Annotated in this window: 21 protein-coding genes; 8 read left to right on the top strand and 13 right to left on the bottom strand. The window is 69.8% G+C overall.

Features of this window, described 5'->3' with window-relative positions:
* Positions 1-47 precede the first annotated feature (47 nt).
* Complete coding sequence (locus tag ACZ2G3_RS07120; RefSeq protein ID WP_470398666.1) at positions 48-1,940, top strand: propionyl-CoA synthetase; 1,893 nt, start codon at positions 48-50, stop codon at positions 1,938-1,940.
* 39 nt (positions 1,941-1,979) lie between these two features.
* Here ACZ2G3_RS07120 and aroA read toward each other — a convergent pair whose 3' ends face one another.
* On the bottom strand, positions 1,980-3,311 hold the full coding sequence (aroA, locus tag ACZ2G3_RS07115; protein WP_470398664.1) for a 3-phosphoshikimate 1-carboxyvinyltransferase: 1,332 nt from the start codon (positions 3,309-3,311) through the stop codon (positions 1,980-1,982).
* Between the two features lie 112 nt (positions 3,312-3,423).
* Between aroA and ACZ2G3_RS07110 the strand changes: the two genes are divergently transcribed.
* A complete protein-coding gene (locus ACZ2G3_RS07110) occupies positions 3,424-4,155 on the top strand; it encodes a DNA alkylation repair protein (RefSeq protein WP_470398663.1) in 732 nt (243 codons plus the stop codon).
* On the opposite strand, the gene ACZ2G3_RS07105 is transcribed toward ACZ2G3_RS07110, so the two are convergent.
* Positions 4,143-4,643, bottom strand: a complete 501-nt coding sequence (locus ACZ2G3_RS07105) for a hypothetical protein (RefSeq protein WP_419267601.1) — start codon at positions 4,641-4,643, stop codon at positions 4,143-4,145. The two genes, ACZ2G3_RS07110 and ACZ2G3_RS07105, sit on opposite strands and share 13 nt — an antisense overlap.
* A 117-nt stretch (positions 4,644-4,760) precedes the next feature.
* Between ACZ2G3_RS07105 and moaA the strand changes: the two genes are divergently transcribed.
* A complete protein-coding gene (gene moaA / locus ACZ2G3_RS07100) occupies positions 4,761-5,768 on the top strand; it encodes a GTP 3',8-cyclase MoaA (protein ID WP_470398661.1) in 1,008 nt (335 codons plus the stop codon).
* Between the two features lie 76 nt (positions 5,769-5,844).
* On the opposite strand, the gene ispG is transcribed toward moaA, so the two are convergent.
* The 5 genes from ispG to ACZ2G3_RS07075 all read right to left on the bottom strand — a co-directional run bounded on the left by ispG (position 5,845) and on the right by ACZ2G3_RS07075 (position 9,672).
* A complete protein-coding gene (ispG, locus tag ACZ2G3_RS07095) occupies positions 5,845-6,975 on the bottom strand; it encodes a flavodoxin-dependent (E)-4-hydroxy-3-methylbut-2-enyl-diphosphate synthase (protein WP_419267790.1) in 1,131 nt (376 codons plus the stop codon).
* 77 nt (positions 6,976-7,052) lie between these two features.
* Positions 7,053-7,718 carry a thiamine diphosphokinase gene (locus ACZ2G3_RS07090; protein WP_470398660.1) on the bottom strand — a complete coding sequence of 222 codons (666 nt, stop codon included), beginning with the start codon at positions 7,716-7,718 and terminating at the stop codon, positions 7,053-7,055.
* Positions 7,715-7,927: a DUF2842 domain-containing protein gene (locus ACZ2G3_RS07085; RefSeq protein WP_470398658.1), complete on the bottom strand. Its 213-nt coding sequence runs from the start codon at positions 7,925-7,927 to the stop codon at positions 7,715-7,717. Before ACZ2G3_RS07085 ends, ACZ2G3_RS07090 begins: the two co-directional genes overlap by 4 nt.
* 66 nt (positions 7,928-7,993) lie before the next feature.
* Positions 7,994-9,286: an adenylosuccinate synthase gene (locus ACZ2G3_RS07080; protein ID WP_470398656.1), complete on the bottom strand. Its 1,293-nt coding sequence runs from the start codon at positions 9,284-9,286 to the stop codon at positions 7,994-7,996.
* Between the two features lie 167 nt (positions 9,287-9,453).
* On the bottom strand, positions 9,454-9,672 hold the full coding sequence (locus ACZ2G3_RS07075) for a SlyX family protein (RefSeq protein ID WP_419267595.1): 219 nt from the start codon (positions 9,670-9,672) through the stop codon (positions 9,454-9,456).
* 58 nt (positions 9,673-9,730) lie between these two features.
* Here ACZ2G3_RS07075 and hisS point away from each other — a divergent pair, with 58 nt between their 5' ends.
* The 3 genes from hisS to hisG are packed head-to-tail and all read left to right on the top strand — an operon-like array spanning position 9,731 to position 12,950.
* Positions 9,731-11,212: a histidine--tRNA ligase gene (gene hisS, locus ACZ2G3_RS07070; RefSeq protein WP_470398654.1), complete on the top strand. Its 1,482-nt coding sequence runs from the start codon at positions 9,731-9,733 to the stop codon at positions 11,210-11,212.
* The gene (locus ACZ2G3_RS07065; protein WP_470399080.1) at positions 11,212-12,270 is read left to right on the top strand and encodes an ATP phosphoribosyltransferase regulatory subunit; all 1,059 of its coding nucleotides are present in this window, start codon (positions 11,212-11,214) and stop codon (positions 12,268-12,270) included. The genes hisS and ACZ2G3_RS07065 overlap by 1 nt, the downstream gene beginning before the upstream one ends.
* The gene (gene hisG / locus ACZ2G3_RS07060; protein ID WP_470398652.1) at positions 12,267-12,950 is read left to right on the top strand and encodes an ATP phosphoribosyltransferase; all 684 of its coding nucleotides are present in this window, start codon (positions 12,267-12,269) and stop codon (positions 12,948-12,950) included. Before ACZ2G3_RS07065 ends, hisG begins: the two co-directional genes overlap by 4 nt.
* 22 nt (positions 12,951-12,972) lie before the next feature.
* Here the strand turns inward: hisG and ccoS are convergent, their stop codons facing one another.
* The 6 genes from ccoS to ACZ2G3_RS07030 all read right to left on the bottom strand — a co-directional run bounded on the left by ccoS (position 12,973) and on the right by ACZ2G3_RS07030 (position 18,940).
* Complete coding sequence (gene ccoS, locus ACZ2G3_RS07055) at positions 12,973-13,137, bottom strand: cbb3-type cytochrome oxidase assembly protein CcoS (protein ID WP_470398650.1); 165 nt, start codon at positions 13,135-13,137, stop codon at positions 12,973-12,975.
* On the bottom strand, positions 13,137-15,353 hold the full coding sequence (locus tag ACZ2G3_RS07050; RefSeq protein ID WP_470398649.1) for a heavy metal translocating P-type ATPase: 2,217 nt from the start codon (positions 15,351-15,353) through the stop codon (positions 13,137-13,139). The genes ccoS and ACZ2G3_RS07050 overlap by 1 nt, the downstream gene beginning before the upstream one ends.
* A gap of 4 nt (positions 15,354-15,357) precedes the next feature.
* Positions 15,358-15,816: a FixH family protein gene (locus ACZ2G3_RS07045; RefSeq protein WP_470398647.1), complete on the bottom strand. Its 459-nt coding sequence runs from the start codon at positions 15,814-15,816 to the stop codon at positions 15,358-15,360.
* A complete protein-coding gene (gene ccoG / locus ACZ2G3_RS07040) occupies positions 15,813-17,261 on the bottom strand; it encodes a cytochrome c oxidase accessory protein CcoG (RefSeq protein WP_470398645.1) in 1,449 nt (482 codons plus the stop codon). The genes ACZ2G3_RS07045 and ccoG overlap by 4 nt, the downstream gene beginning before the upstream one ends.
* A gap of 105 nt (positions 17,262-17,366) precedes the next feature.
* Complete coding sequence (locus ACZ2G3_RS07035) at positions 17,367-18,275, bottom strand: nickel/cobalt transporter (RefSeq protein WP_470398643.1); 909 nt, start codon at positions 18,273-18,275, stop codon at positions 17,367-17,369.
* Complete coding sequence (locus tag ACZ2G3_RS07030; protein WP_419267585.1) at positions 18,272-18,940, bottom strand: DUF1007 family protein; 669 nt, start codon at positions 18,938-18,940, stop codon at positions 18,272-18,274. The genes ACZ2G3_RS07035 and ACZ2G3_RS07030 overlap by 4 nt, the downstream gene beginning before the upstream one ends.
* Before the next feature lie 153 nt (positions 18,941-19,093).
* Here ACZ2G3_RS07030 and ACZ2G3_RS07025 point away from each other — a divergent pair, with 153 nt between their 5' ends.
* The gene (locus ACZ2G3_RS07025; protein ID WP_470398640.1) at positions 19,094-20,059 is read left to right on the top strand and encodes an alpha/beta fold hydrolase; all 966 of its coding nucleotides are present in this window, start codon (positions 19,094-19,096) and stop codon (positions 20,057-20,059) included.
* Positions 20,060-20,120: 61 nt separating this feature from the next.
* Positions 20,121-20,780 carry a glutathione S-transferase family protein gene (locus ACZ2G3_RS07020; protein WP_470398638.1) on the top strand — a complete coding sequence of 220 codons (660 nt, stop codon included), beginning with the start codon at positions 20,121-20,123 and terminating at the stop codon, positions 20,778-20,780.
* The last annotated feature ends 102 nt before the right edge of the window (positions 20,781-20,882 follow it).

Below are 20,882 nucleotides of genomic sequence, written 5' to 3'. Positions count from 1 at the left end.
AGCCCGGCTTCCTGCGTAACAAACCGTTATCTCGGGAGGGGATCACCATGGCATATCAAGACCTTTACGCGGCCTGGAAGGCGGACCCCGAGCGGTTCTGGACCGAAGCCGCCCAATCGATCGACTGGACCCGCCCGCCAAGCGCCGCCCATTTCGACCAAGGACCGGCGGGTGAATGGTTCGCCGACGGGCTGGTCAACACCTGCTGGAACGCCATCGACCGCCATGTCGAAGCCGGCCACGGCGACCGCATCGCGATCATCCATGACAGCCCGATGACGAACAGCGTCTCGCGTCTGACCTATGCCGAGCTTCAGGACCGCGTCGCGCGGCTGGCCGGGGTGCTGGTCGCGCGCGGGGTCGGAAAGGGCGACCGCGTCATCCTCTACATGCCGATGATCCCCGAGGCGGTGCAGGCGATGCTGGCCTGCGCCCGCATCGGCGCGATCCATTCCGTCGTCTTCGGCGGCTTTGCGGCGCATGAGCTGGCGGTGCGGATCGACGATGCCCGGCCAAAGGCGATCATCGCCGCCTCCTGCGGGCTGGAGCCGGGCCGGACCGTGGCCTACAAGCCGCTGATGGACCGTGCCATCGACGAGGCGCGCCACAAGCCCGACTTCTGCATCGTCTTCCAGCGCTCCGAATGCGAGGCGGCGATGACCCCCGGCCGCGATCTGGACTGGGCCGAGGCGACAGCCGCCGCCACCCCCGCCCCCTGCGTCCCGGTCGAGGGGAACCACCCAGCCTATATCCTCTACACTTCGGGGACGACCGGCCAGCCCAAGGGCGTCGTGCGCCACACGGCCGGGCACCTGGTCGCCCTGGCCTGGAGCGTGCGCAACATCTACGACATCGGCGCCGGGGACGTCTTCTGGGTGGCCTCGGACGTGGGCTGGGTCGTGGGCCACAGCTACATCGTCTATGGACCATTGGTGGCGGGCGCGACCACGGTGGTCTTTGAAGGCAAACCCGTGGGCACGCCGGATGCCGGCACCTTCTGGCGCGTCATCGCCGATCACGGGGTCAAAAGCTTCTTCACCGCGCCCACCGCCATCCGCGCCGTCAAGCGCGAGGACCCGTCAGGCGCCCTGGTCGGCCAATACGACCTCTCCAGCCTGAAAGCGGTGTTCCTGGCCGGAGAGCGCGCCGACCCCGACACGATCACCTGGACCGAGGATCGGCTGAAGGTTCCGGTCATCGACCACTGGTGGCAGACCGAAACGGGCTGGGCCATCGCGGCCAACCCCCTGGGCGTCGGCCTGCTGCCGATCAAGAAGGGCAGCCCCTCGCTGCCGATGCCGGGCTATGACGTGCAGGTGCTGGACGAGGCGGGCCATCCGGTGCCCGCCGGCACCCTGGGCGCCATCGCGATCAAGCTGCCCCTGCCGCCCGGAACCCTGCCGACGCTATGGAATGCCGAAGAGCGCTTTCGCAAATCCTATCTGGACCATTTCCCGGGCTATTACGAGACCGGCGACGCGGGCTATATCGACGAGGACGGCTATGTCTATATCATGGCCCGCACCGACGACGTGATCAACGTGGCCGGCCACCGCCTCTCCACCGGCGGGATGGAGGAGGTCCTGGCCTCGCATCCGGCAGTGGCGGAATGCGCGGTGATCGGCGTGGCCGACGCGCTGAAGGGCCAGGCGCCGCTTGGCCTCCTGTGCCTGAAGAAGGGGGTCGAAACCGATCACGCGCAGGTCGCGGCCGAGGTCGTGCGCATGGTCCGCGACCGGATCGGCCCCGTCGCCGCCTTCAAAACCGCCTGCGTGGTCGAGAGGCTGCCCAAGACGCGGTCGGGCAAGATCCTGCGCGCCACCATGGCAAGGATCGCGGATGGCGAAGAGGTCAAGACCCCCGCCACCATCGACGACCCCGCCATCCTGGACGAGATCCGGGTGGCCCTGGCAGGCGTCGGCTACCCCGTCAGGACCTGATCGCGCGGGGGCCCTCAGCGGCCCCCGCAGGTCACGCCCTCAGTCGAAGCTGGCGCCAAGCCGCGTCATCAGCGGCACGAAGTCGGGGAAAGAGGTCGTGATCGGCCCTGCATCGTCGATGCCGACCGGGTTTTCCGCAGCCAGCCCCAGGATCAGGAAGGACATGGCGATGCGGTGGTCCAGATGGGTCACCGCGCTGCCGCCGCCCGGAACCTGCGGCATGCCGTGGACGGTCATGCTGTCGCGCGTCTCCTCGACCCGGACGCCATTGGCCTCCAGACCGCGGGCCATCGCATCAATGCGGTCGCTTTCCTTCACGCGCAGCTCGGCCACCCCGTTCATGACGGTCGCGCCTTCGGCAAAGGCCGCGATGACCGACAGGATGGGGAATTCGTCGATCATGCTGGCGGCGCGTTCGGCCGGGACGCTGACGCCCTTCAGCCGGCTGTGCCGCACCAGCAGGTCGGCCACGGGCTCGCCGCCCTCCTCGTGCGGGTTCTGGAAGGTGATGTCCGCGCCCATCTCCTGCAGGGTCACGTAAAGGCCGTCGCGCGTTGGATTGCGGCTGACACCCGGCACGCGGATCTCGGACCCCGGCACGATCAGCGCGGCGGCCACCGAAAAGCCCGCGCTGGACGGATCGCGCGGCACGGCCACGGGCTGGGCGCGCAGCTCGGGGCGGCCGGTCAGCGTGACGCGGTGGCCCTCGGGCGTCGTCTCGCTGCGGACCTGGGCGCCAAAGCCCGCCAGCATGCGTTCGGAATGGTCGCGGGTGGGCTCGGGCTCGATCACCACGGTGTCGCCGGGCACGTTCAGCCCGGCCAGCAGCAGCGCCGACTTGATCTGTGCGCTGGCGACGGGGGTGCGATAGGTCAGCGGAACGGGATCGGTCGCGCCTTCGATGGTGATCGGCAGACGGTCGCCGTCCCGCGCGGTGATCCGGGCGCCGAATTGCGACAGCGGGTCGGTCACGCGCGCCATCGGGCGGCGCGACAGGCTGGCATCGCCGGTGAAGGTCGCGGTGATCGGCGTCGTGGCCATGGCCCCCATGATCAGCCGCACGCCGGTGCCGGAATTGCCGCAGTCGATCACCCCCTCGGGCGAACGAAAGCCGCCGACGCCGACGCCGTGCACGGACCATTCGCCGGGGCCGTGACGGGTCACCTGTGCGCCAAAGGCCGCCATCGCCTTGGCGGTGTCCAGCACGTCCTGGCCCTCCAGCAGGCCGGTGATCCGGGTTTCGCCCACGGCCATCGCGCCAAGGATCAGCGCCCTGTGACTGATCGACTTGTCGCCCGGCACCAATGCCTCGCCCGTCAACGGGCCGCTGCGGCGAGAGGACATCGGACGGGGTTCGGCGGAATGCGACATGGGGCTACCTCGTGATTGCGCGGGTCTTTTATCCTGCCCCACCCCCCGCTGCCACCACCTTCTTGAGGCCGGACCGGCCCGCCCTTACAAGGGGCCAACGAAGGAGATCCCGATGCAGGAACTGGACCAGCTGCGCGCCCTGGGCGAGCCCGAGCGCGCCGCGCGACTTGCCGCCCGCCACAAGACCGGGCGCGAGACCCTGGGCGTCACCCCCGCCGACCTGGATGCCGCCGTCGCGGGCTGGCGCGAAGCGCTGGATGTCGAGGGACGCCTGGCCTTGGCCCGCGCGCTGTGGGACAGCGACATCCACGAGGCGCGCCTGGCGGCCGCCCGGCTGCTGGTCCAGGCGCGGATGCGGCCCGACGCGGGCGCGTGGCAGGCCATCCTGGACTGGGCCCCGCAGATCGACGGCGCCGAGATCGCAGATGCGGTCATGGCCGCCGCGTCCCGCCGTCTGCTGGCGGACCCGTCCCGCCTGGACCAGATCGAGCCTTGGCTGGACAGCAACAACCCCTGGCTGCGCCGGTCCCTGATGATCGCGACCCTGCGTTGGGCCAAGATGAACCACCCCAAGCCCGCCGATCTGGAACACCGCGAGCGGATCCTGGACTGGGCCCACCGGCTGGCCTTTGACCGGAACGGCGCGGTGCGCCAGGCGGTGGAAACCTGGCTGCGTGACCTGGGCCGCCACGATGCCGCCCGGGCGGCCGAATGGCAGACGGCACAGGCCGCAATGCCTGCCCAGGACGCCGCTGAAGCGGACCCCCAGCAGGCGGACGGGGCCGACCCCGACCTGTCTGACCCCGACCTGCCCGATGACGGGCAGCCCGATCAGGAGCGGTAAACCTCCAGCGTCGGCAGGTCGGTCAGCGGCACGCCCAGCAGCTGCAGCGCGGGCAGCGACACTTGGCTGCCGCTGCCGCTGCCGCTCAGGGGGCGCAGCTCGACCTTGGCGGACTTGCCCGTGGCCGGGTTCACGATGCGGCCCATGGCCGTTTCCTTGACCAGCGGCGTCTTGATCCAGAACCCCCCCTCGGACGGGTTGCCAAGCGAGCCGATCGTGGTGCCCAGCCTGGTCTCGCCACCGCTGACGGGGGCCTGGGCTGCGGCGGCGCGCTGTTGGGGCGTCGTCGTGTCCAGCTGCGCCGGGGTCGCCCGGGCGGCCGGGCGCGGGGCCGGCGCGCGGGTGATGGCCGTGGCGGCCGCGGTCTGCGCGGGCGTGGCGGTCGGCTGCGTTGCCGCGGCCGGGCGTTCGGTCTGCGCCATCTGCGTGCAGCCGGCCAGCGTCAGGCCGAGGGCGGTCGTGGCCGCAACAAGGGGGATCAAGCGCATCTGCGTCTCCTGCAAGGTCATTTGCATCAGCTTATCCGCCGGGCGTCGGAAAGGTCCACTGGCGCTTGTGTGATCGCGCGGCTTGTGAGCGGGCGCCCGCGCGCCTAGATTAACGGCATGGACAGCCAAGCCCCCCTCATCGACCCCTTCGCCCGCCCGATCAGCTATCTGCGGGTCTCGGTCACCGACCGCTGCGATTTCCGCTGCGTCTATTGCATGTCCGAACACATGCAGTTCCTGCCCAAGGCCGAGCTGCTGACGCTGGAGGAGCTGGACCGCCTGTCCACCGCCTTTGTGCAGCTGGGCGTGCGCAAGCTGCGCATCACCGGGGGCGAACCGCTGGTCCGTCGCGGGATCATGGGCTTCTTCCGCCGCGCCTCGCGTCATCTGGGACAGGGCCTGGACGAACTGACGCTGACCACGAACGGCAGCCAGTTGACCCGCCATGCCGCCGAACTGGCCGATTGCGGCGTGCGCCGCGTGAATGTCTCGCTGGACACGCTGGACCCCGACAGGTTCGCGCAGATCACCCGCTGGGGCCGCCTGCCCCAGGTTCTGGACGGGATCCGGGCGGCCAAGGACGCGGGCCTGCGGGTCAAGATCAATGTCGTGGCGCTGAAGGGCGTCAATGACAGCGAATTGTTCGACCTCGTGCAATGGTGCGGGGACGAGGGGCATGACCTGACCTTCATCGAGGTCATGCCGATGGGCGATCTGGGCAATGAGGACCGGCTGGACCAGTACTGGCCCCTGTCGGACCTGCGCGACCGGCTGGCCGAGCGATTCACGCTGATCAACCTGGCCGAACGCACCGGCGGACCAGCCCGTTATGTGCAGCTGGCCCAGACCGGGCAGAAGATCGGCTTCATCACCCCCTTGACCCACAACTTCTGCGAAAGCTGCAACCGTGTTCGCGTCACCTGCACGGGCGAGCTGTTCATGTGCCTGGGCCAGGAGGACCGCGCCGACCTGCGCGCGCCCCTGCGCGCCAGCGCCGATGACGAGCCCCTGCGCCAGGCGATCCGCGCCGCCATCGCGCGCAAGCCCAAGGGCCACGACTTCGACTATTCCCGACAGAAGGTCGACGGCCAGATGACCCGCCACATGAGCCATACGGGCGGCTGACGCCCGGCTTCTTCCTTGCCGAAATACCCTCGGGGGTGCAGGGGGCAGACGGCCCCCTGCGGCCTGCGGACCAGCGCTATTCGGCTGCCTCGGCTGCCGCCGCTTCTGTTTCCAGAACCTCGGCCCGTTTCTCGACCAGTTCGACGATGTGGTCGATCATCTGCTCGTTCGACATCTTGTGGCTCTGGCGCCCGGCCATGTAGACCATGCCGCTGCCCGCCCCGCCGCCGGTAAAGCCGATATCGGTCATCAGCGCCTCGCCGGGGCCGTTCACCACGCAGCCGATGATCGACAGACTCATCGGCGTCTTGATGTGCTCCAGCCGCTTTTCCAGCGCCTCGACCGTCCTGATCACGTCGAAACCCTGGCGTGCGCAGCTGGGACAGCTGATGATCTGGACGCCGCGCGTGCGCAGGCCAAGCGACTTGAGGATCTCGAACCCGACCTTGACCTCCTCGACCGGATCGGCGGACAGGCTGACGCGGATCGTGTCACCGATCCCGGCCCAGAGCAGGTTTCCCAGGCCTACGGCCGATTTCACTGTGCCGCCGACAAAGCCGCCGGCTTCGGTGATGCCCAGGTGGATCGGCGCATCCGTCACCTCGGCCAGCTGCTGATAGGCCGCCGCCGACAGGAACACGTCGCTGGCCTTCACGCTGATCTTGAATTCGTGGAAATCATTGTCCTGCAGGATCTTGATATGGTCCAGGCCCGATTCCACCATCGCGTCCGGGCAGGGTTCTCCGTATTTCTCCAGCAGGTGCTTTTCCAGGCTGCCGGCATTCACCCCGATGCGGATGGAACAACCGTGGTCCTTGGCGGCGCGGATCACCTCGCGCACCCGGCTTTCGTCGCCGATATTGCCCGGGTTGATGCGCAGGCAGGCGGCGCCCGCCTCGGCCGCCTCGATGGCGCGCTTGTAGTGGAAATGGATGTCCGCCACGATCGGCACCGGGCTTTCGCGACAGATCTCGCGCAGCGCGCGGGTCGTCTCCTGGTCGGGGGCGCTGATGCGCACGATGTCCGCGCCCGCATCGGCCGCCCGGATCACCTGGTCCAGCGTGGCGCGCACGTCATGGCCGTTCGTGTTTGTCATCGTCTGCACGCTGATCGGCGCATCGCCGCCGACAGGCACGCGGCCCACCATGATCTGGCGGGATTTCCGGCGCTCGATGTTGCGCCAGGGACGGATCGGGTTCAGCGACATGCAGGCAGCCTCCGGGGGTTCGTCCTTCAGATAGGCCATGAGACCGGCTTCGACAACCGGCCCCTCGTGGCATGGCGTCAGCGCAGCGGGCGTTGCAGGGCCGTCAGCGCGGTTCCCAGGCAGTCGCGCGGCAGCATGACCAGCATCGGCCCCTCCATGCGCAGCGTGACGAGGCCCGTTGCCCGGTTAGAGGTGCCGACGCGGCCGCCCGGCGCGAATGCAATCCCCTCGATCGGCCATTCCAGCCCGGTGCTGGTGCCCTGCGCGGGCCCCATCGGATACAGAGACACCCGCGTTCCCGGCATCAGCGGCAGCATCAGGCGCGGCGGGCAGGCAAAGATCACGTCGTCCGAGGCCAGCATCACCACGCAGGGCGCCTGCGGCTGCACCATCGCCGTCAGCGCCGCCAGCGTGTGGTCCAGCCGCAGCCCGGCAAAGCCCACCGCCATCACCACCGGCGCGTCGATCCGGCTGAGGCACTTGACGAAATCGGTGCTGTCCTGTTCGGCCACATGCATGACCCGGGATGCAGGGATCCGACGGCGCGCCGAATGCGAGATGCTGTCCAGATCCCCGATGACCCAGTCCGGCGCCCGGCCAAGCGCCAGGGCCTGGTCCGCCCCCCCATCGGCCGCGACCAGAACCGGGGCCACGCCCAGGGCCTGGGTCAGGTCAGCATCGCTGACGGCACCCCCGCCGATGACGGTGACGCCCTGGCGATCCCGGACCGGCCGGGGCGTCATTCGCCCTTGCCGACGCCGCGAAAGACCCGCTTGAAGGGCATCGCCCAGAGGATGCCCAGCAGAAGATAGATCACCACCTCGACCCAGATCGGCTGCCGGCCGAAGCGTCCGTCCAGCCAGTTCATCAGCGACACCGCCACGATCACATAGACCGGCATCAGCACCAGCAGGATCAGGATCGAAAGTCTTTTACGGCTCTTCAGGTCCAAGATGTGCTCCTGCGGGGTAGACGTGCCAAGATATGCCGCGACCGGACCGGCCGCGGCAGGGGCGGATCAATCCGCGAAGGGATCGGTCACCAAGATGGTGTCGTCGCGCTCGGGGCTGGTCGACAGCATCGCGACGGGGCACTGGATCAGCTCCTCGACCCGGCGCACATACTTGATCGCGGCGGCGGGCAGCTCGGCCCAGCTGCGCGCGCCGGCGGTCGATTCCTGCCAGCCGTCCATCTCCTCGTAGATGGGGGTCACCTTGGCCTGAAGGGCGGCGGCGGTGGGCAGGTAGTCGTATTTCACGCCGTCGATCTCGTAGCCGGTGCAGATCTTCAGCGTCTCGAACCCGTCCAGCACGTCCAGCTTGGTCAGGGCGATGCCGTTCACGCCGCTGATGGCGCAGGTCTGGCGCACCAGGACCGCGTCGAACCAGCCGCAGCGGCGCTTGCGCCCCGTGACGGTGCCGAATTCGTGCCCCCGCTCGCCAAGCCGCTGGCCGTCACCATCGTGAAGCTCGGTCGGGAACGGGCCTTCGCCCACCCGGGTCGTATAGGCCTTGACGATGCCCAGCACAAAGCCGATGGCGCCCGGCCCCATGCCGGTCCCCGAGGCGGCGGCGCCCGAGGTCGTCGTGGAGGAGGTCACATAGGGATAGGTCCCGAAGTCGATGTCCAGCAGGCTACCCTGCGCGCCCTCGAACAGGATGCGCTTTCCGGCCTTGCGGGCATCGGCCATGATCTTCCAGACGGGCTGGGCATAGGGCAGCAGCTTGGGCGCGATCTCCAGCAGCTTGGCCTTCAGCTCGGCGCGGTCGATGGGCGTGGCACCCAGCCCGCTGCGCAGCGCGTCGTGATGGGCCAGAAGGCGGTCGAGGCGGCTGTCCAGCGTCTCCTCGTCGGCCAGGTCGGCGACGCGGATCGTGCGGCGGCCGACCTTGTCCTCATAGGCGGGGCCGATGCCGCGGCCGGTGGTGCCGATCTTGGCCTTGCCGGCGGCCTCCTCGCGCAGCTTGTCCAGATCCTGGTGCAGCGGCAGGATCAGCGGGGTGTTTTCCGCGATCATCAGGTTTTCGGTCGAGATCCTGACCCCCTGCCCCGCCAGCTTGTCGATTTCCGCAAACAGCGACCAGGGGTCCAGTACCACGCCATTGCCGATCACGGCCAGCTTGTTCTCGCGCACGATCCCCGAGGGCAGCAGCGACAGCTTGAACACCTTGTCGCCGATGACCAGCGTGTGGCCGGCATTGTGACCGCCCTGAAAGCGCGCGATCACATCGGCGCGTTCGGAAAGCCAGTCGACGATCTTGCCCTTGCCCTCGTCGCCCCACTGGGCTCCGACAACCACAACATTGGCCATGAGCGATCCTTTTCGTTGTCCGAAGTTCTTTTCGTCCCGCCTCTAGCGCATCGCGCCCGGCGGGGAAAGCGGCTTTGTCGGGACGCGGCGGCCGTCGGCCCCCGGAACGGCCGGCGCCGTCCTGCGGCCCAAGGAGGGTATTTCGGCAACGAAGAAGCCGCGTGGCCTCAGTAATGCGGCGGGCGCTGGTCGGCGATGGCCACGCTGCCGGCGGCGTCGGCCTGGCGTTCGGCCTCGGCCAGCAACAGCTGGTCCAGGCGGCGGGTGACGCGGGCCAGGTCGCGGTCCTGGCGGGCGATGACCTCGGACAGGTCCTCGGTCACGCGGGTCAGATGCGCCACCGTTTCCTCGAGCTGTCGAAGCCGGTCGCCCTGCTGCTTGTCCATGTGCTTGCCTTCCGTTACAGCGGCGCCTGGATATGGCCCTCAAAAGGCACGAGACACCATGGCAAAAGATCAAAAGAAACAGCCCCGGCCCAAGGCCGAGACGCCCAAGGGCTTTCGCGACTATTTCGGCGCGGACGTGACCGAACGCAAGGCCATGCTGGACCGCATCGCCGGGATCTATCACCGCCATGGGTTTGACCCGCTGGAAACCAGCGCCGTCGAGACGGTCGAGGCCCTGGGCAAGTTCCTGCCCGACGTGGACCGCCCCAATGCCGGCGTCTTTGCCTGGCAGGAGGAGGCAGTCCCGGGCGGCGGTTCGGGCGACTGGCTGGCGCTGCGCTATGACCTGACGGCGCCTTTGGCGCGTGTCGCGGCGCAGTTCAGGAACGACCTGCCGACCCCCTATCGCCGCTATGCGATGGGGCCGGTCTGGCGCAATGAAAAGCCGGGTCCCGGGCGATTCCGGCAGTTCTATCAATGCGATGCGGATACGGTCGGCTCGGCCTCGGTCGCGGCGGATGCCGAGATCTGCGGGATGCTGGCCGACGCGCTGGAGGGCGTGGGCATCGCGCGCGGCGACTACCTGGTGCGCATCAACAACCGCAAGGTCCTGAACGGCGTGCTGGAGGCGGCGGATGTGGCGGAGGGCCAGGCCGACGACGTGCTGCGCACCATCGATAAGTTCGACAAGGTCGGACGCGACGGGGTCCTGGCCCTTCTGACCACCGGGCGGCGCGACGACAGCGGCGCGCAGATCGACGGCGTCGGCCTGTCCGAGACGCAGGCGGCGCCCGTGCTGGCCTTCCTGACCTCCAAGGGATCTGACAACGCGGCGACCCTGGACAACCTGGCGGCGGCCGTGGGCTCTTCGGAGATCGGCGCCGAAGGGGTGGAGGAGCTGCGCCAGATCGCCGCGATGCTGGCCGCGATGGGCGTGGCCGAGGATCGGGCCGTCATCGACCCCTCGGTCGTTCGGGGCCTGGGCTATTACACCGGCCCGGTCTTCGAGGCCGAGCTGACCTTTGAGATCCTGGACGAAAAGGGCCGGAAGCGGCAGTTCGGATCGGTGGCGGGCGGCGGTCGCTATGACGGGCTGGTCGAACGCTTTACCGGCCAGAAGGTCCCGGCGACCGGCGTCAGCATCGGCGTCGATCGCCTGCTGGCCGCGCTGCGCGCCAAGGGGCTGGCAGGAACGCAGGACGCGGGGCCGGTGGTCGTGACCGTGATGGACCGCGACCGCATGGCCGATTACCAGGCCATGGCCGCCGAACTGCGCGCCGCAGGCATCCGGGCCGAGGTCTATCTGGGCAACCCTAAGAACTTCGGCAACCAGCTGAAATATGCGGACAAGCGTGCCGCCCCGGTCGCGATCATCCAGGGCGGGGACGAGGCCGAACGCGGCGTCGTGCAGGTCAAGGACCTGGTCCTGGGCGCCCGGATCGCGGCCGAGGCCTCGTTGGACGAGTGGAAGTCCCAGCCCGCCCAGACCGAGGTGCCGCGTGCCGACCTGGTGGCCGAAGTGCGGCGGATCCTCGGATGATCCCCAAGCAGGAGAAGCAGGCCGTGGGCCAGCGGCTGCTGGCCGAATTCCGCGCCGCCGGCGCCGTCGAGGTCGCCCCCGACATCCTGCTGCCGGCCGAAAGCCTGCTGGATCTTTACGGCGAGGACATCCGCGCCCGCGCCTACGTGACCAGCGACCCGATCCGGGGCGAAATGATGCTGCGCCCCGATTTTACGGTCCCCGTGGTCCAGGCGCATATGTCGAACGGGGCCGAACCCGCGCGCTACTGCTATCTGGGCGAGGTTTTCCGCAAGCAGGACATGGGCGAGACCCGCCCCGCCAACCCGCGCGACAACGAATACCTGCAATGCGGCTTCGAGCTGTTCAGCCGCGATCCCGGCGCCGATGCCGAGGTCTTTGCACTGTTCCACCGGGCCCTGGCACCCCTGGATTTGCAGGCCGAGATCGGCGACATGGGGCTGCTGCTGGATGCCGTCGCGGGCCTGCCGCTGACGCAGGCGCGGGCCGAGGCGCTGATGCACCACATCTGGCGGCCCGGCCGCTTTGCCCGGCTGCTGGCGCGGTTTTCGGCCCCCGCGGTCGCGCGCGATTTTCCCGCTGGCACGGGTGCCTGGTCGGGGCTGCGTTCGGATGCCGAGATGACGCGCCGGATCGCGCGGCTTCAGGCCGATGCGGCCGTCGCGCCCCTGTCGCCCATCTGGACCGAGCGGCTGGACCGCCTCTTCGCGCTGCGGGCCCCCGCGCCCGAAGCCCTGCCGGCCCTGCGCGACCTGGCCGCCGACATGCCCGCCATCGCGGATGCCGTGACCCGGATCGAGGCGCGGCTGCAGGCGATCGCGGCGCAGGGGATCGACCTGTCCCGCGTCATCTTTGACGCCAGCCATGGTCGCGCCACGCTGGAATATTACGACGGCTTCACGTTCAGCTTCCAGGCCGGGCGGCAGGGCTGGCCGCCGGTCGCCTCGGGCGGGCGCTATGACGCGCTGACCCGCGTGCTGGGCAAGGGCCGCGAGATCCCCGCGGTGGGCGGCATCCTGCGCCCGGGCCTTGTCGCAGAACTGGAGGGCGCGCGATGATCCGCCTTGGCGTGCCGTCCAAGGGGCGGCTGATGGAACAGACCTTCGACTGGTTCGCCGCCCGCGGCGTGCGCCTGTCGCGCAGCGGGTCGGACCGCGAATATGCGGGTCGGGTCGAGGGCGCCGAGGGCGTGCAGCTGGTCCTGCTGTCGGCCGGAGAGATCCCGCGCGAACTGGCCGCCGGCCGGATCGAGCTGGGCGTGACCGGCACCGACCTGGTGCGGGAAAAGCTGGCCGGTTGGTCGTCGGACCTGATCGAACTGGCGCCAATGGGCTTTGGCCATGCTGACCTGATCCTGGCGGTGCCCGATTGTTGGCGCGACTGTCGCGACCTGGACGATTTCGCGGCCATCGCGCGGGATTTCCGGGCCGAGCACGGATTTCGCCTGCGCATCGCCACCAAGTATCACCGCCTGGTCCGAGCCTGGCTGGCCGCGCATGAGGTTGCCGATTACCAGCTGGTCGACAGCCAAGGCGCGACCGAGGGCACGGTGGCGAACCTGACCGCCGAGGCCATTGCCGACATCACCTCGTCGGGCGAGACGCTGCGCGCCAACAACCTGCGCATCCTGGACGAGGACCCGATCCTGCGGTCGCAGGCGACGCTGTTCGCCAACCGCGCCGCGATGGGGCCGCAGGTCCAGGCCCTGGCGGCGCAATTGCAGATCGCCCTGCCCTGAGCCTCCTGCCTGTCAGGGCCCGTCACGGGTCCTGGCGGGGTTGGTCGTCCCACCGATCCGACAGCACCCGTTGGCTGTCGCCCTTGGGGTCCTCGAACTGGCTGTTCCGCAACGCCCAGATGAAGGCGCCAAGGCCGGCGGCCCCCAGCCCAAGCGACACGGGAATGAGGATGGTCAGGATTTCCATCAGCGGGTCTTTCCGGACAGGCGCAAGGCGTTCAGGGTGACGGTGATCGAACTGGTGGACATGGCCAGCGCGGCGATCAGCGGCGTCGCGAAACCCGCCAGCGCGATGGGCACCGCCAGCACGTTGTAGCCGAACGAGATGGCAAAGTTCTCACGGATGCGCCGGGTGGCGCAGCGGGCGATCACCAGCGCCTCGGCCACCGGGGCCAGATCCTGACCCGTCAGCACCATGTCGCTGGCCACCCGCGCCGCGTCCAGCGCCGAGGCCGGAGAGATCGAGGCATGGGCCCGCGCCAGCGCCGCCGTGTCGTTCAGCCCGTCGCCCACCATCAGGACGCGGGCACCCCCTTCGGCCAGGCGGCCGACATGGTCGGCCTTTTCGGTGGGGCTGACGCCAGCATGCCATTCGGTGATGCCCAACTGGCGCGCCAGCGCTGCGACCGGGGCCGCGCGATCGCCCGACAGCAGGATCACCCGCCGCCCGTCGACGTGCAGATCCGCGATGCAATCTTCAGCCCCCGGACGCAGGCGGTCGGTGAAATCCAGGCGCAGGGGCGGCTGCCCTTCGATGCCCAGCCAGCTGGACAGGGTGGCCGCATCGTCGCGATCCGCCGCGCCCAGCCAGTCGCCGCGCCCAAGCCGCACCAGCCGGCCCAGCCAGAGACCCGAAACGCCCTGCCCCGGCCGTTCGGTCAGTTGGTCCAGCACCGCCGCCGGCGTGTCGGCCAGCGCCTCGGCCAGGGCGCGCGACAGCGGGTGGGAGGATGCCTCGGCCAGCGCCCGGGCGACGGGGCGCAGGTCGGGCGGGATGGCGCCTGCATCGACCAGGCGCGGCTGGCCCATGGTCAGGGTGCCGGTCTTGTCGAAGACCACGGTATCGACCTCGGCCAGCCGCTCCAGCGCGGTGCCGTCCTTGATCAGCAGGCCGCGCCGGAACAGCCGCCCCGAGGCCGCCGTCGCGACCGCCGGCACCGCCAGCCCAAGCGCGCAGGGGCAGGTGATGATCAGCACCGCCGCCGCGATGTTCACCGCCAGCCGCAGGTCGCCCGTGGCCCAGAACCAGCCCAGGAAACTGCTGAAGGCCAGCAGGTGCACGGCCGGGGAATAGCCCCGCGCCGCACGTTCCGCCAGGGACGTATAGCGGCCCCGCGCGCTTTCGGCGGCCTCGACCAGCGCGGTCAGCCGCGCAAGCGAGCTGTCCTGCCCGGCCGCGGTGACGCGCAGCACCAGCGGCCCGGTCAGGTTCACCTCACCCGCCGACAGCGCCAGGCCCGGCGCGGCAGGCACGGGCAGCGTCTCACCGGTCAGCAGGGCGCGGTCGATCTCGGACGCGCCTTCGGTGATCACCCCGTCGGCCGGGATGCGCCCGCCCGGACGCACGCGGATCAGATCGCCGGGGCGCAGGTCGGCGACGGCCACCACCGCTTCGGTGCCGTTGCGCAGCAGGGTGGCGCGCGGCACCTCCAGCGCGGTCAGTTCGGCCGCGGCGGATCGGGCGATGGCGCGGGTCCGGTGGTCCAGGTAGCGCCCGATCAGCAGGAAAAAGCACAGCATCACGGCCGCGTCGAAATAGGCGTGATGCCCCGAATGCACCGTCTCGAAGACGCTGATCGCCGAAGCCAGCACCAGCGCCAGCGAGATGGGCACGTCCATCCCCAGCCGCCGCGCGCGCAGCGAGGCCCATGCGCTGGCAAAGAAGGGCTGACCCGCGAAGGCCACTGTGGGCAGCGCGATGGCGCCGCTGATCCAGTGGAACAGGTCCCGCGTGGCGGCCTCGGCCCCCGACCAGACCGCGACCGACAGGATCATGATGTTCATCATCGCGAATCCCGACACGCCGATGCGCATCAGCAGGTCGCGCCCCGCGCGGTCGGCGGCGGTGGCCGACAGGGCCTGCGGGTCCAGCTCGTGCGCCTCATAGCCGATGCCTGCCAGGACCGGGATCAGGTCTTCGGCCGTCAGGCCGGGCGCGTCGACGGTGACACGGCGCAGGGTCAGGTTCACCCGCGCGCCCCGCACGCCCGGATGGGCGGTCAGGGCGCGTTCCACATCGGTGATGCAGAGCGCGCAATGCGCCGCCGGCAGCGACAGGATCAGGCTGGCGGGACGCGCAGCCTCGGCCCGCTCGGCCAGGCGCTGCGCCAGGGGCGCCGCGTCGCAGGCGGGACAGGCCCCCAGGCGCGGCTGGTATCCGGCAGAGGCGGTCAGGTCGGCCATGGCGTCAGTTCCCCAGATGCAGCGGCAGGCGCTGGCGAAAGGCGGTGCCGTCGGCGGCGGCGGCGCTCAGGTCGGCATTCCAGTTGCCGGGCGCCAGGTCGGCGGTGACGCGCCACTGGCCCGGCCCTTCGGGGACAAGGCGGGGCTGCTGGTCGGCGCGCTGATGGGTGGGTCGGCGCAGCATCAGCTGCAGCGCGCCGGGCGCCACGGCCGCGCCCGCCCCGTCGCGCAGGCTCAGCATCAGGTGGTCGCCCTCCACGCGCAGATCGGCGTGCCAGTCCAGCCGCTGCTGCGCGTCGCGATCGGCCTGGAAATGCTGCGACGCGATATAGGAGCTGCGCGTCTCGACGCCGGGAAAGCTGCTGATCGCGCTATAGGCCATCACCAGGTTCACGGCGATGATCGTGCCGAAGGCGGCCAGGGTGATGGCCAGCACATGGACGCCCTTGAGTTCGCCTTTCATCGTGCGGTTTCCTTTCCGTGGAAGACGGTGTCGATGCGCGTACGGGCCTGCCCGTCGATCTGGGCGGCGGTCAGCACGATCTGGCTGCTTTCGATCCCCGCCATGTCGGAACCGGCCGGCGCCGTCAGGTAGAGGCGCTGCGTCAGGGTCTGGTCGGGCGCGACGGTGATCTGCCGCGCGGGCTCGCCCTCGACCGACAGGATCAGTTGGCCCGGCGCCTCGACGCCCAGCTGGAATGTCACGGCCTCGTGCTGCTTGTTGCGCAGGCGCAGCTCATAGCTGTTGCGGATCGCGCCGTCCGACAGCGTGACATAGAGCGGGTTGCGGACAGGGGTCACGTTCATGTCCACCTCGGACCGCATCACCAGCGCCAGCGACAGCAGCACCCCGATGGCCGCCCACATGGTGAAATACAGCAGCGTCCGGGGCCGCAGCACATGGGCCCAGACCGACCGGGGCGCGGCGCCCGTGCGCTCGGCCTCCTCGTCGCGCAGCGCCATGTAGCCGATCAGGCCGCGCGGCTTGCCGGTGCGGTCCATGATCTCGTCGCAGGCATCGATGCACAGGGCGCAGGTGATGCATTCCAGCTGCTGGCCGTCGCGGATGTCGATGCCCATGGGGCAGACGTTCACGCAGGCCATGCAGTCGATGCAGTCCCCCTTGGGCGCGACGGCGGGCACCGCCGCCGGTTTCGCCGCCGCCTTGCCGCGCGGCTCTCCGCGCCAGTCGCGATAGGCGACGGTCAGCGTGTCCTCGTCCATCATCGCGGCCTGGATGCGCGGCCAGGGGCAGGCATAGATGCAGATCTGTTCGCGGGCAAAGCCGCCAAAGGCGAAGGTGGTGGCGGTCAGGATGGCGATGGTGACCCAGGCCGCCGGGTGGGCATTCAGCGTCACCAGGTCGCGCGCCAGCGTCGGCGCATCGGTGAAATAGAAGACCCAGGCCCCCCCGGTCAGCAGCGCGATCACGAGCCAAGCCGCCCATTTGGTCAGCCGCAGCCGCGCCTTCGTCAGGTCCCAGCCCTGCCGGTGCAGGCGGATGCGGTTGTTGCGGTCGCCCTCGATCCAGCGTTCGACCAGAATGAAGAGGTCGGTCCAGACCGTCTGCGGGCAGGCATAGCCGCACCAGACCCGCCCAAGCGCCGAGGTGAACAGGAACAGCCCCAGCCCCGCCATGACCAGAAGCCCCGCAACGATGTAGAATTCGTGCGGCCAGATCTCGATCCAGAAAAAGAAAAAGCGGCGGTTGGCCAGGTCCACCAGCACCGCCTGGTCCGGCATGAGGCTGCCGCGATCCCAGCGAATCCAGGGCGTGACGTAGTAGATCAGCAGCGTCACTGCCATCACGACCCATTTCAGGTTGCGAAACCGGCCGCTGACCCGCTTGGGAAAGATCGGCTCGCGCGAGGCATAAAGGCTGGGCTGATCCAGCTGGGGGGTGGACATGGAAAGGCTCCTGTTGCGCGCCCCGGGTCTAGACCCGAGGCCGCCCAACGTCCTTGACCTGAGTCAAACGCCGGCCCGCCCGCCTGCGGCGCGCCGCCGCAGCCCCTAGAACAGCAGACCGGCCGAGATGACCGCGATCAGCGCCCCCGCCCCCAGCTGCATCGCGCCGGGCAGCCAGCGCGCGGCCTGCGCCCAGGGACCGGTAGCGGGCATCATGGCAAAGCTGCCCCGCCGTGCCCAGACCGCCAGGCCCGCGACGCCCAGGGTGACAAAGGCGGTCCCCAAGCCCATCGCCACGGTCCCCAGCACGCCCATGCCAAAGATCCCCATCCGCCATGTCAGCAGCAAAAGGAACATGGCCCCCGTGCAAGGCCGCGCCGCGATGCTGCCGATGACCAGCACCGCATCCCGCAGCGACCGGGTCTGCGCGACCTGCGCGGGCGTCGGCCCATGGGCGTGACCGCAGCCGCAATCGTCGCCGTGATGATGGTGGTGGTCGTGGTGCCGCGCCGTCGCACTCAGCATCCGCAGCCCGCGCAGGCCCAGCCACAGCCCGACCATCGCGATCAGCACCGCGCTGATGTCGGCCATCCGCTCCTCGGTCAGCTCGGTCAGCGCCTGCCGCCCCAGGTCCAGAAAGGTGATCCCGCCCCAGACCAGCAAGATGGCGGACCCTGCCTGCGCCAGTGAGGCCACCACCGACAGGCCCGCCAGCCGCGCCAGCGGCACGGGGGTGCCAAAGCCATAGCTGCCGATGACCAGCTTGCCGTGGCCCGGACCGATGGCGTGAAAGACGCCATAGCCGAAACAGACCGACAGCAGCGCCAGGACCGCACCGGGCTCGGCGTTGCGCAGGGACCGCAGGGCGCCCGCCATCAGGTTCTGCGCCTCGCGCTGGCGGGCGGCGGCCCAATGTTCGATCCCCGCTAGGCCGCCTGACAGCCACAGGGCCACAACGACCAGCCCCACCGCCAGCCCGGTCAGCGCCAGGACGCGCAACAGGCCGCGGCTCATGGCGCGGTGCCGCACTGGATGCGGACCTCATCCGCGCCGGCCGGGCCGATGTCGACCATCAGCATCTCCTCGGTCATGCCGCTGTCGTCGTCCTCCAGCGCGGCGGCCACGGCCTGGGCATAGGCATCGGCGGCGGCATAGGGATCGCCCGGCCGCTGACGGATCCGGCAGTCGCGGCCGCCATTGACCACCGGCGCGTCGGGCAGGCTGAACTGGACGTAATATTCCGGATCATAGACCTGGATCAGCAGCGGCACCCCCGCCTCCAGCGGCGTCGCCAGGGGCCGGACATGGCGCGAGATAAGCCGCCCGTCGCGATAGCTGGCGCTGAAATCCCGCGGCGCCTGGAGGGAGACGCGCCGGCCCTCCACGCCCAGATAGAGGCCCCCTTGCGACCCCGGCGCCCAGTCCGCGTCGAAACCCTGAAGGCTCGCCTCCTCCGCGGGGGTCAGTTGCCCGTCGCCATCGGGATCCAGCCCCATGTCCTCGATGATCAGCAGCGAATAGAAATCGTCATAGGCCCATTCGACGGCGATCTCCGTCAGGCGCCCTTCCGGATCATGGTCCAGCTGCAGCGCGGCATCGATGAAGACATGGGGATGCGCCCCTGCCGCGACGGGCATCAGCATGACGGCCAGGGACAGAAGCGACGGTCGGACGGTCATCGGAACACCTCGGGCGGATTTGTTCGCCTGATTACGCCCAAGCGGGTGCTGTTGCAAATCACCTGGCCGCGGGTCGGGTTCGCGCCCGGTCTCCGCAACCGGAACCGCCCTGCGCCCGTGTCTGTTCGGCAGGGACGGCAGAGGGGAGATTGCATGACATGGGCGAAACTGCTGCTGGCGGCCTTGGGGCTGGCGGTGCTTCTGGGCGGCTGCGCGGCCTATGTCGACAGGCGCGCCGCAGCGCGCGAGGCCGCCTTCGAGGCGCGATACCCGCCGACCGGGCGCCTGCTGCAGGTGAACGGCGTCACCGTCCACGCCCATGTCGAGGGCCGGGGTCCCGACCTGGTGCTGCTGCACGGCGCCAGCGGCAGCAGCCGCGATTTCACCTTTGACCTGGTGGGGCGGCTGACCGACCGCTATCGCGTGATCGCCTTCGACCGCCCCGGCCTGGGCTGGACCGACCCGATCGGCGCGCTGACCGAGGACCCGCGCGCCCAGGCCGACCTGCTGCGCGCCGCGGCCGACCAGCTGGACGTGGACGATCCGATCGTGCTGGGGCACAGCTATGGCGGCGCCGTGGCGATGGCCTGGGCCTTGGGCGATCCCGCGGGCACCTCGGCCCTGGTGCTGCTGGCCGGGGCCACCCATCCCTGGCCGGGCGACCTAGGCCCCTGGTATCCCTTCATCAACAGCAGCCTGGGCCAGCACGCGGCGGTGCCGCTGATCACCGCCTTCGTGCCCGAGGACCGGGCCGAGGACATCATCGCCGGCATCTTCGCGCCGCAGCAACCGCCACCGGGCTATGCGGACCATATCGGGGCGGGGCTGTCGGCCCGGCGCGACAGCCTGCGCGCCAACGCACAGCAGGTGGGCCACCTCAAGCCCTATCTGGCGGCGATGGCGCCCCAATACCCCAGCCTGACCATGCCGATCGAGCTGCTGCACGGCGACCGCGACACCACGGTCTATCTGGACATCCATTCGCGTCAGATGGTGCGGGACGTGGCGGGGGCGCATCTGGTGGTGATGCCGGGCATAGGCCACATGCCCCAGCACGGCGACCCGCAGGCCGTGGTCGACGCCATCGACCGGGCGGCGACGCGGGCCGGGCTGCGCTAGGGGTTGCGGCCGGTCGCGACCTCGCACAGTCTGGGCCGCAGTCCAAACCTCTGGGGTTCCCATGCTGATCATCCACGGCGTCACGCGCTCGCGCGCCTCGCGCGTCATCTGGCTGTGCCACGAACTGGACCTGCCCTTCCGGCAGGTGCCGGTGATCCAGGCCTATCGCATCGCCCATGCCGACGCGGCCGGCGCGCCCCTGAACACCCGCAGCCCGGACTTCCTGGCGCTGTCGCCCGCGGGCGCGATCCCGGTGATCGAGGACGAGGGTCTGTTCCTGTCGGAGTCGCTTGCGATCACGCTGCATCTGGCGCGCAAGCACGGCACCAGCGTCGGACCGCAGGATTATGCCGAGGATGCGCTGATGGGCCAATGGTCCTTTTATGGCGCCACCGCGATCGAGCCTGACGCCCTGACCATCCTCATGCTGCACAACCGGGGCACGCTGCAGGATGCCGAGGATGCGGGCATCGTGGCCCAGGCCGCCGAACGGCTGGTCCGCCCCCTGAAGGTGCTGGAGGAACATCTGGCGATCCATGCCTATTTGGTCGGCGGGCGCTTTACCGTGGCGGACCTGAACATGGCCGAGATCATGCGCTATGCCCAGGGCCACGGCGCGCTGATGGAGCCCTTCCCCGCGATCCGCGCCTGGCTGTCGGCCTGCCAGGAACGTCCGGCCTTCCAGGCCATGTGGCAGGCGCGCATGGCCGAACCGGAATAGCCGCGTCCCCATTGGTTGGGCCGGGTGCCCCCGGCCCCACAAGCCCTTGCCGCCGGACCCCGGTGCATGAGATAACCGCGCCAACCCTCAGACAGAACGAGC

Source organism: Paracoccus sp. KKT209 (genome assembly GCF_055635455.1).
Note: the sequence above shows the minus strand (reverse complement) of the source record. Positions and strands in the feature narration are given on the sequence as shown.

Excerpts from the sequence above, each read along its gene's own strand:
- ACZ2G3_RS07120 (WP_470398666.1), top strand. The coding sequence starts at position 48 with ATGGCATATCAAGACCTTTACGCGGCCTGGAAGGCGGACCCCGAGCGG.
- aroA (WP_470398664.1), bottom strand. The coding sequence starts at position 3,311 with ATGTCGCATTCCGCCGAACCCCGTCCGATGTCCTCTCGCCGCAGCGGC.
- ACZ2G3_RS07110 (WP_470398663.1), top strand. The coding sequence starts at position 3,424 with ATGCAGGAACTGGACCAGCTGCGCGCCCTGGGCGAGCCCGAGCGCGCC.
- ACZ2G3_RS07105 (WP_419267601.1), bottom strand. The coding sequence starts at position 4,643 with ATGCGCTTGATCCCCCTTGTTGCGGCCACGACCGCCCTCGGCCTGACG.
- moaA (WP_470398661.1), top strand. The coding sequence starts at position 4,761 with ATGGACAGCCAAGCCCCCCTCATCGACCCCTTCGCCCGCCCGATCAGC.
- ispG (WP_419267790.1), bottom strand. The coding sequence starts at position 6,975 with ATGTCGCTGAACCCGATCCGTCCCTGGCGCAACATCGAGCGCCGGAAA.
- ACZ2G3_RS07090 (WP_470398660.1), bottom strand. The coding sequence starts at position 7,718 with ATGACGCCCCGGCCGGTCCGGGATCGCCAGGGCGTCACCGTCATCGGC.
- ACZ2G3_RS07080 (WP_470398656.1), bottom strand. The coding sequence starts at position 9,286 with ATGGCCAATGTTGTGGTTGTCGGAGCCCAGTGGGGCGACGAGGGCAAG.
- ACZ2G3_RS07075 (WP_419267595.1), bottom strand. The coding sequence starts at position 9,672 with ATGGACAAGCAGCAGGGCGACCGGCTTCGACAGCTCGAGGAAACGGTG.
- hisS (WP_470398654.1), top strand. The coding sequence starts at position 9,731 with ATGGCAAAAGATCAAAAGAAACAGCCCCGGCCCAAGGCCGAGACGCCC.
- hisG (WP_470398652.1), top strand. The coding sequence starts at position 12,267 with ATGATCCGCCTTGGCGTGCCGTCCAAGGGGCGGCTGATGGAACAGACC.
- ccoS (WP_470398650.1), bottom strand. The coding sequence starts at position 13,137 with ATGGAAATCCTGACCATCCTCATTCCCGTGTCGCTTGGGCTGGGGGCC.
- ACZ2G3_RS07050 (WP_470398649.1), bottom strand. The coding sequence starts at position 15,353 with ATGGCCGACCTGACCGCCTCTGCCGGATACCAGCCGCGCCTGGGGGCC.
- ACZ2G3_RS07045 (WP_470398647.1), bottom strand. The coding sequence starts at position 15,816 with ATGAAAGGCGAACTCAAGGGCGTCCATGTGCTGGCCATCACCCTGGCC.
- ccoG (WP_470398645.1), bottom strand. The coding sequence starts at position 17,261 with ATGTCCACCCCCCAGCTGGATCAGCCCAGCCTTTATGCCTCGCGCGAG.
- ACZ2G3_RS07035 (WP_470398643.1), bottom strand. The coding sequence starts at position 18,275 with ATGAGCCGCGGCCTGTTGCGCGTCCTGGCGCTGACCGGGCTGGCGGTG.
- ACZ2G3_RS07030 (WP_419267585.1), bottom strand. The coding sequence starts at position 18,940 with ATGACCGTCCGACCGTCGCTTCTGTCCCTGGCCGTCATGCTGATGCCC.
- ACZ2G3_RS07025 (WP_470398640.1), top strand. The coding sequence starts at position 19,094 with ATGACATGGGCGAAACTGCTGCTGGCGGCCTTGGGGCTGGCGGTGCTT.
- ACZ2G3_RS07020 (WP_470398638.1), top strand. The coding sequence starts at position 20,121 with ATGCTGATCATCCACGGCGTCACGCGCTCGCGCGCCTCGCGCGTCATC.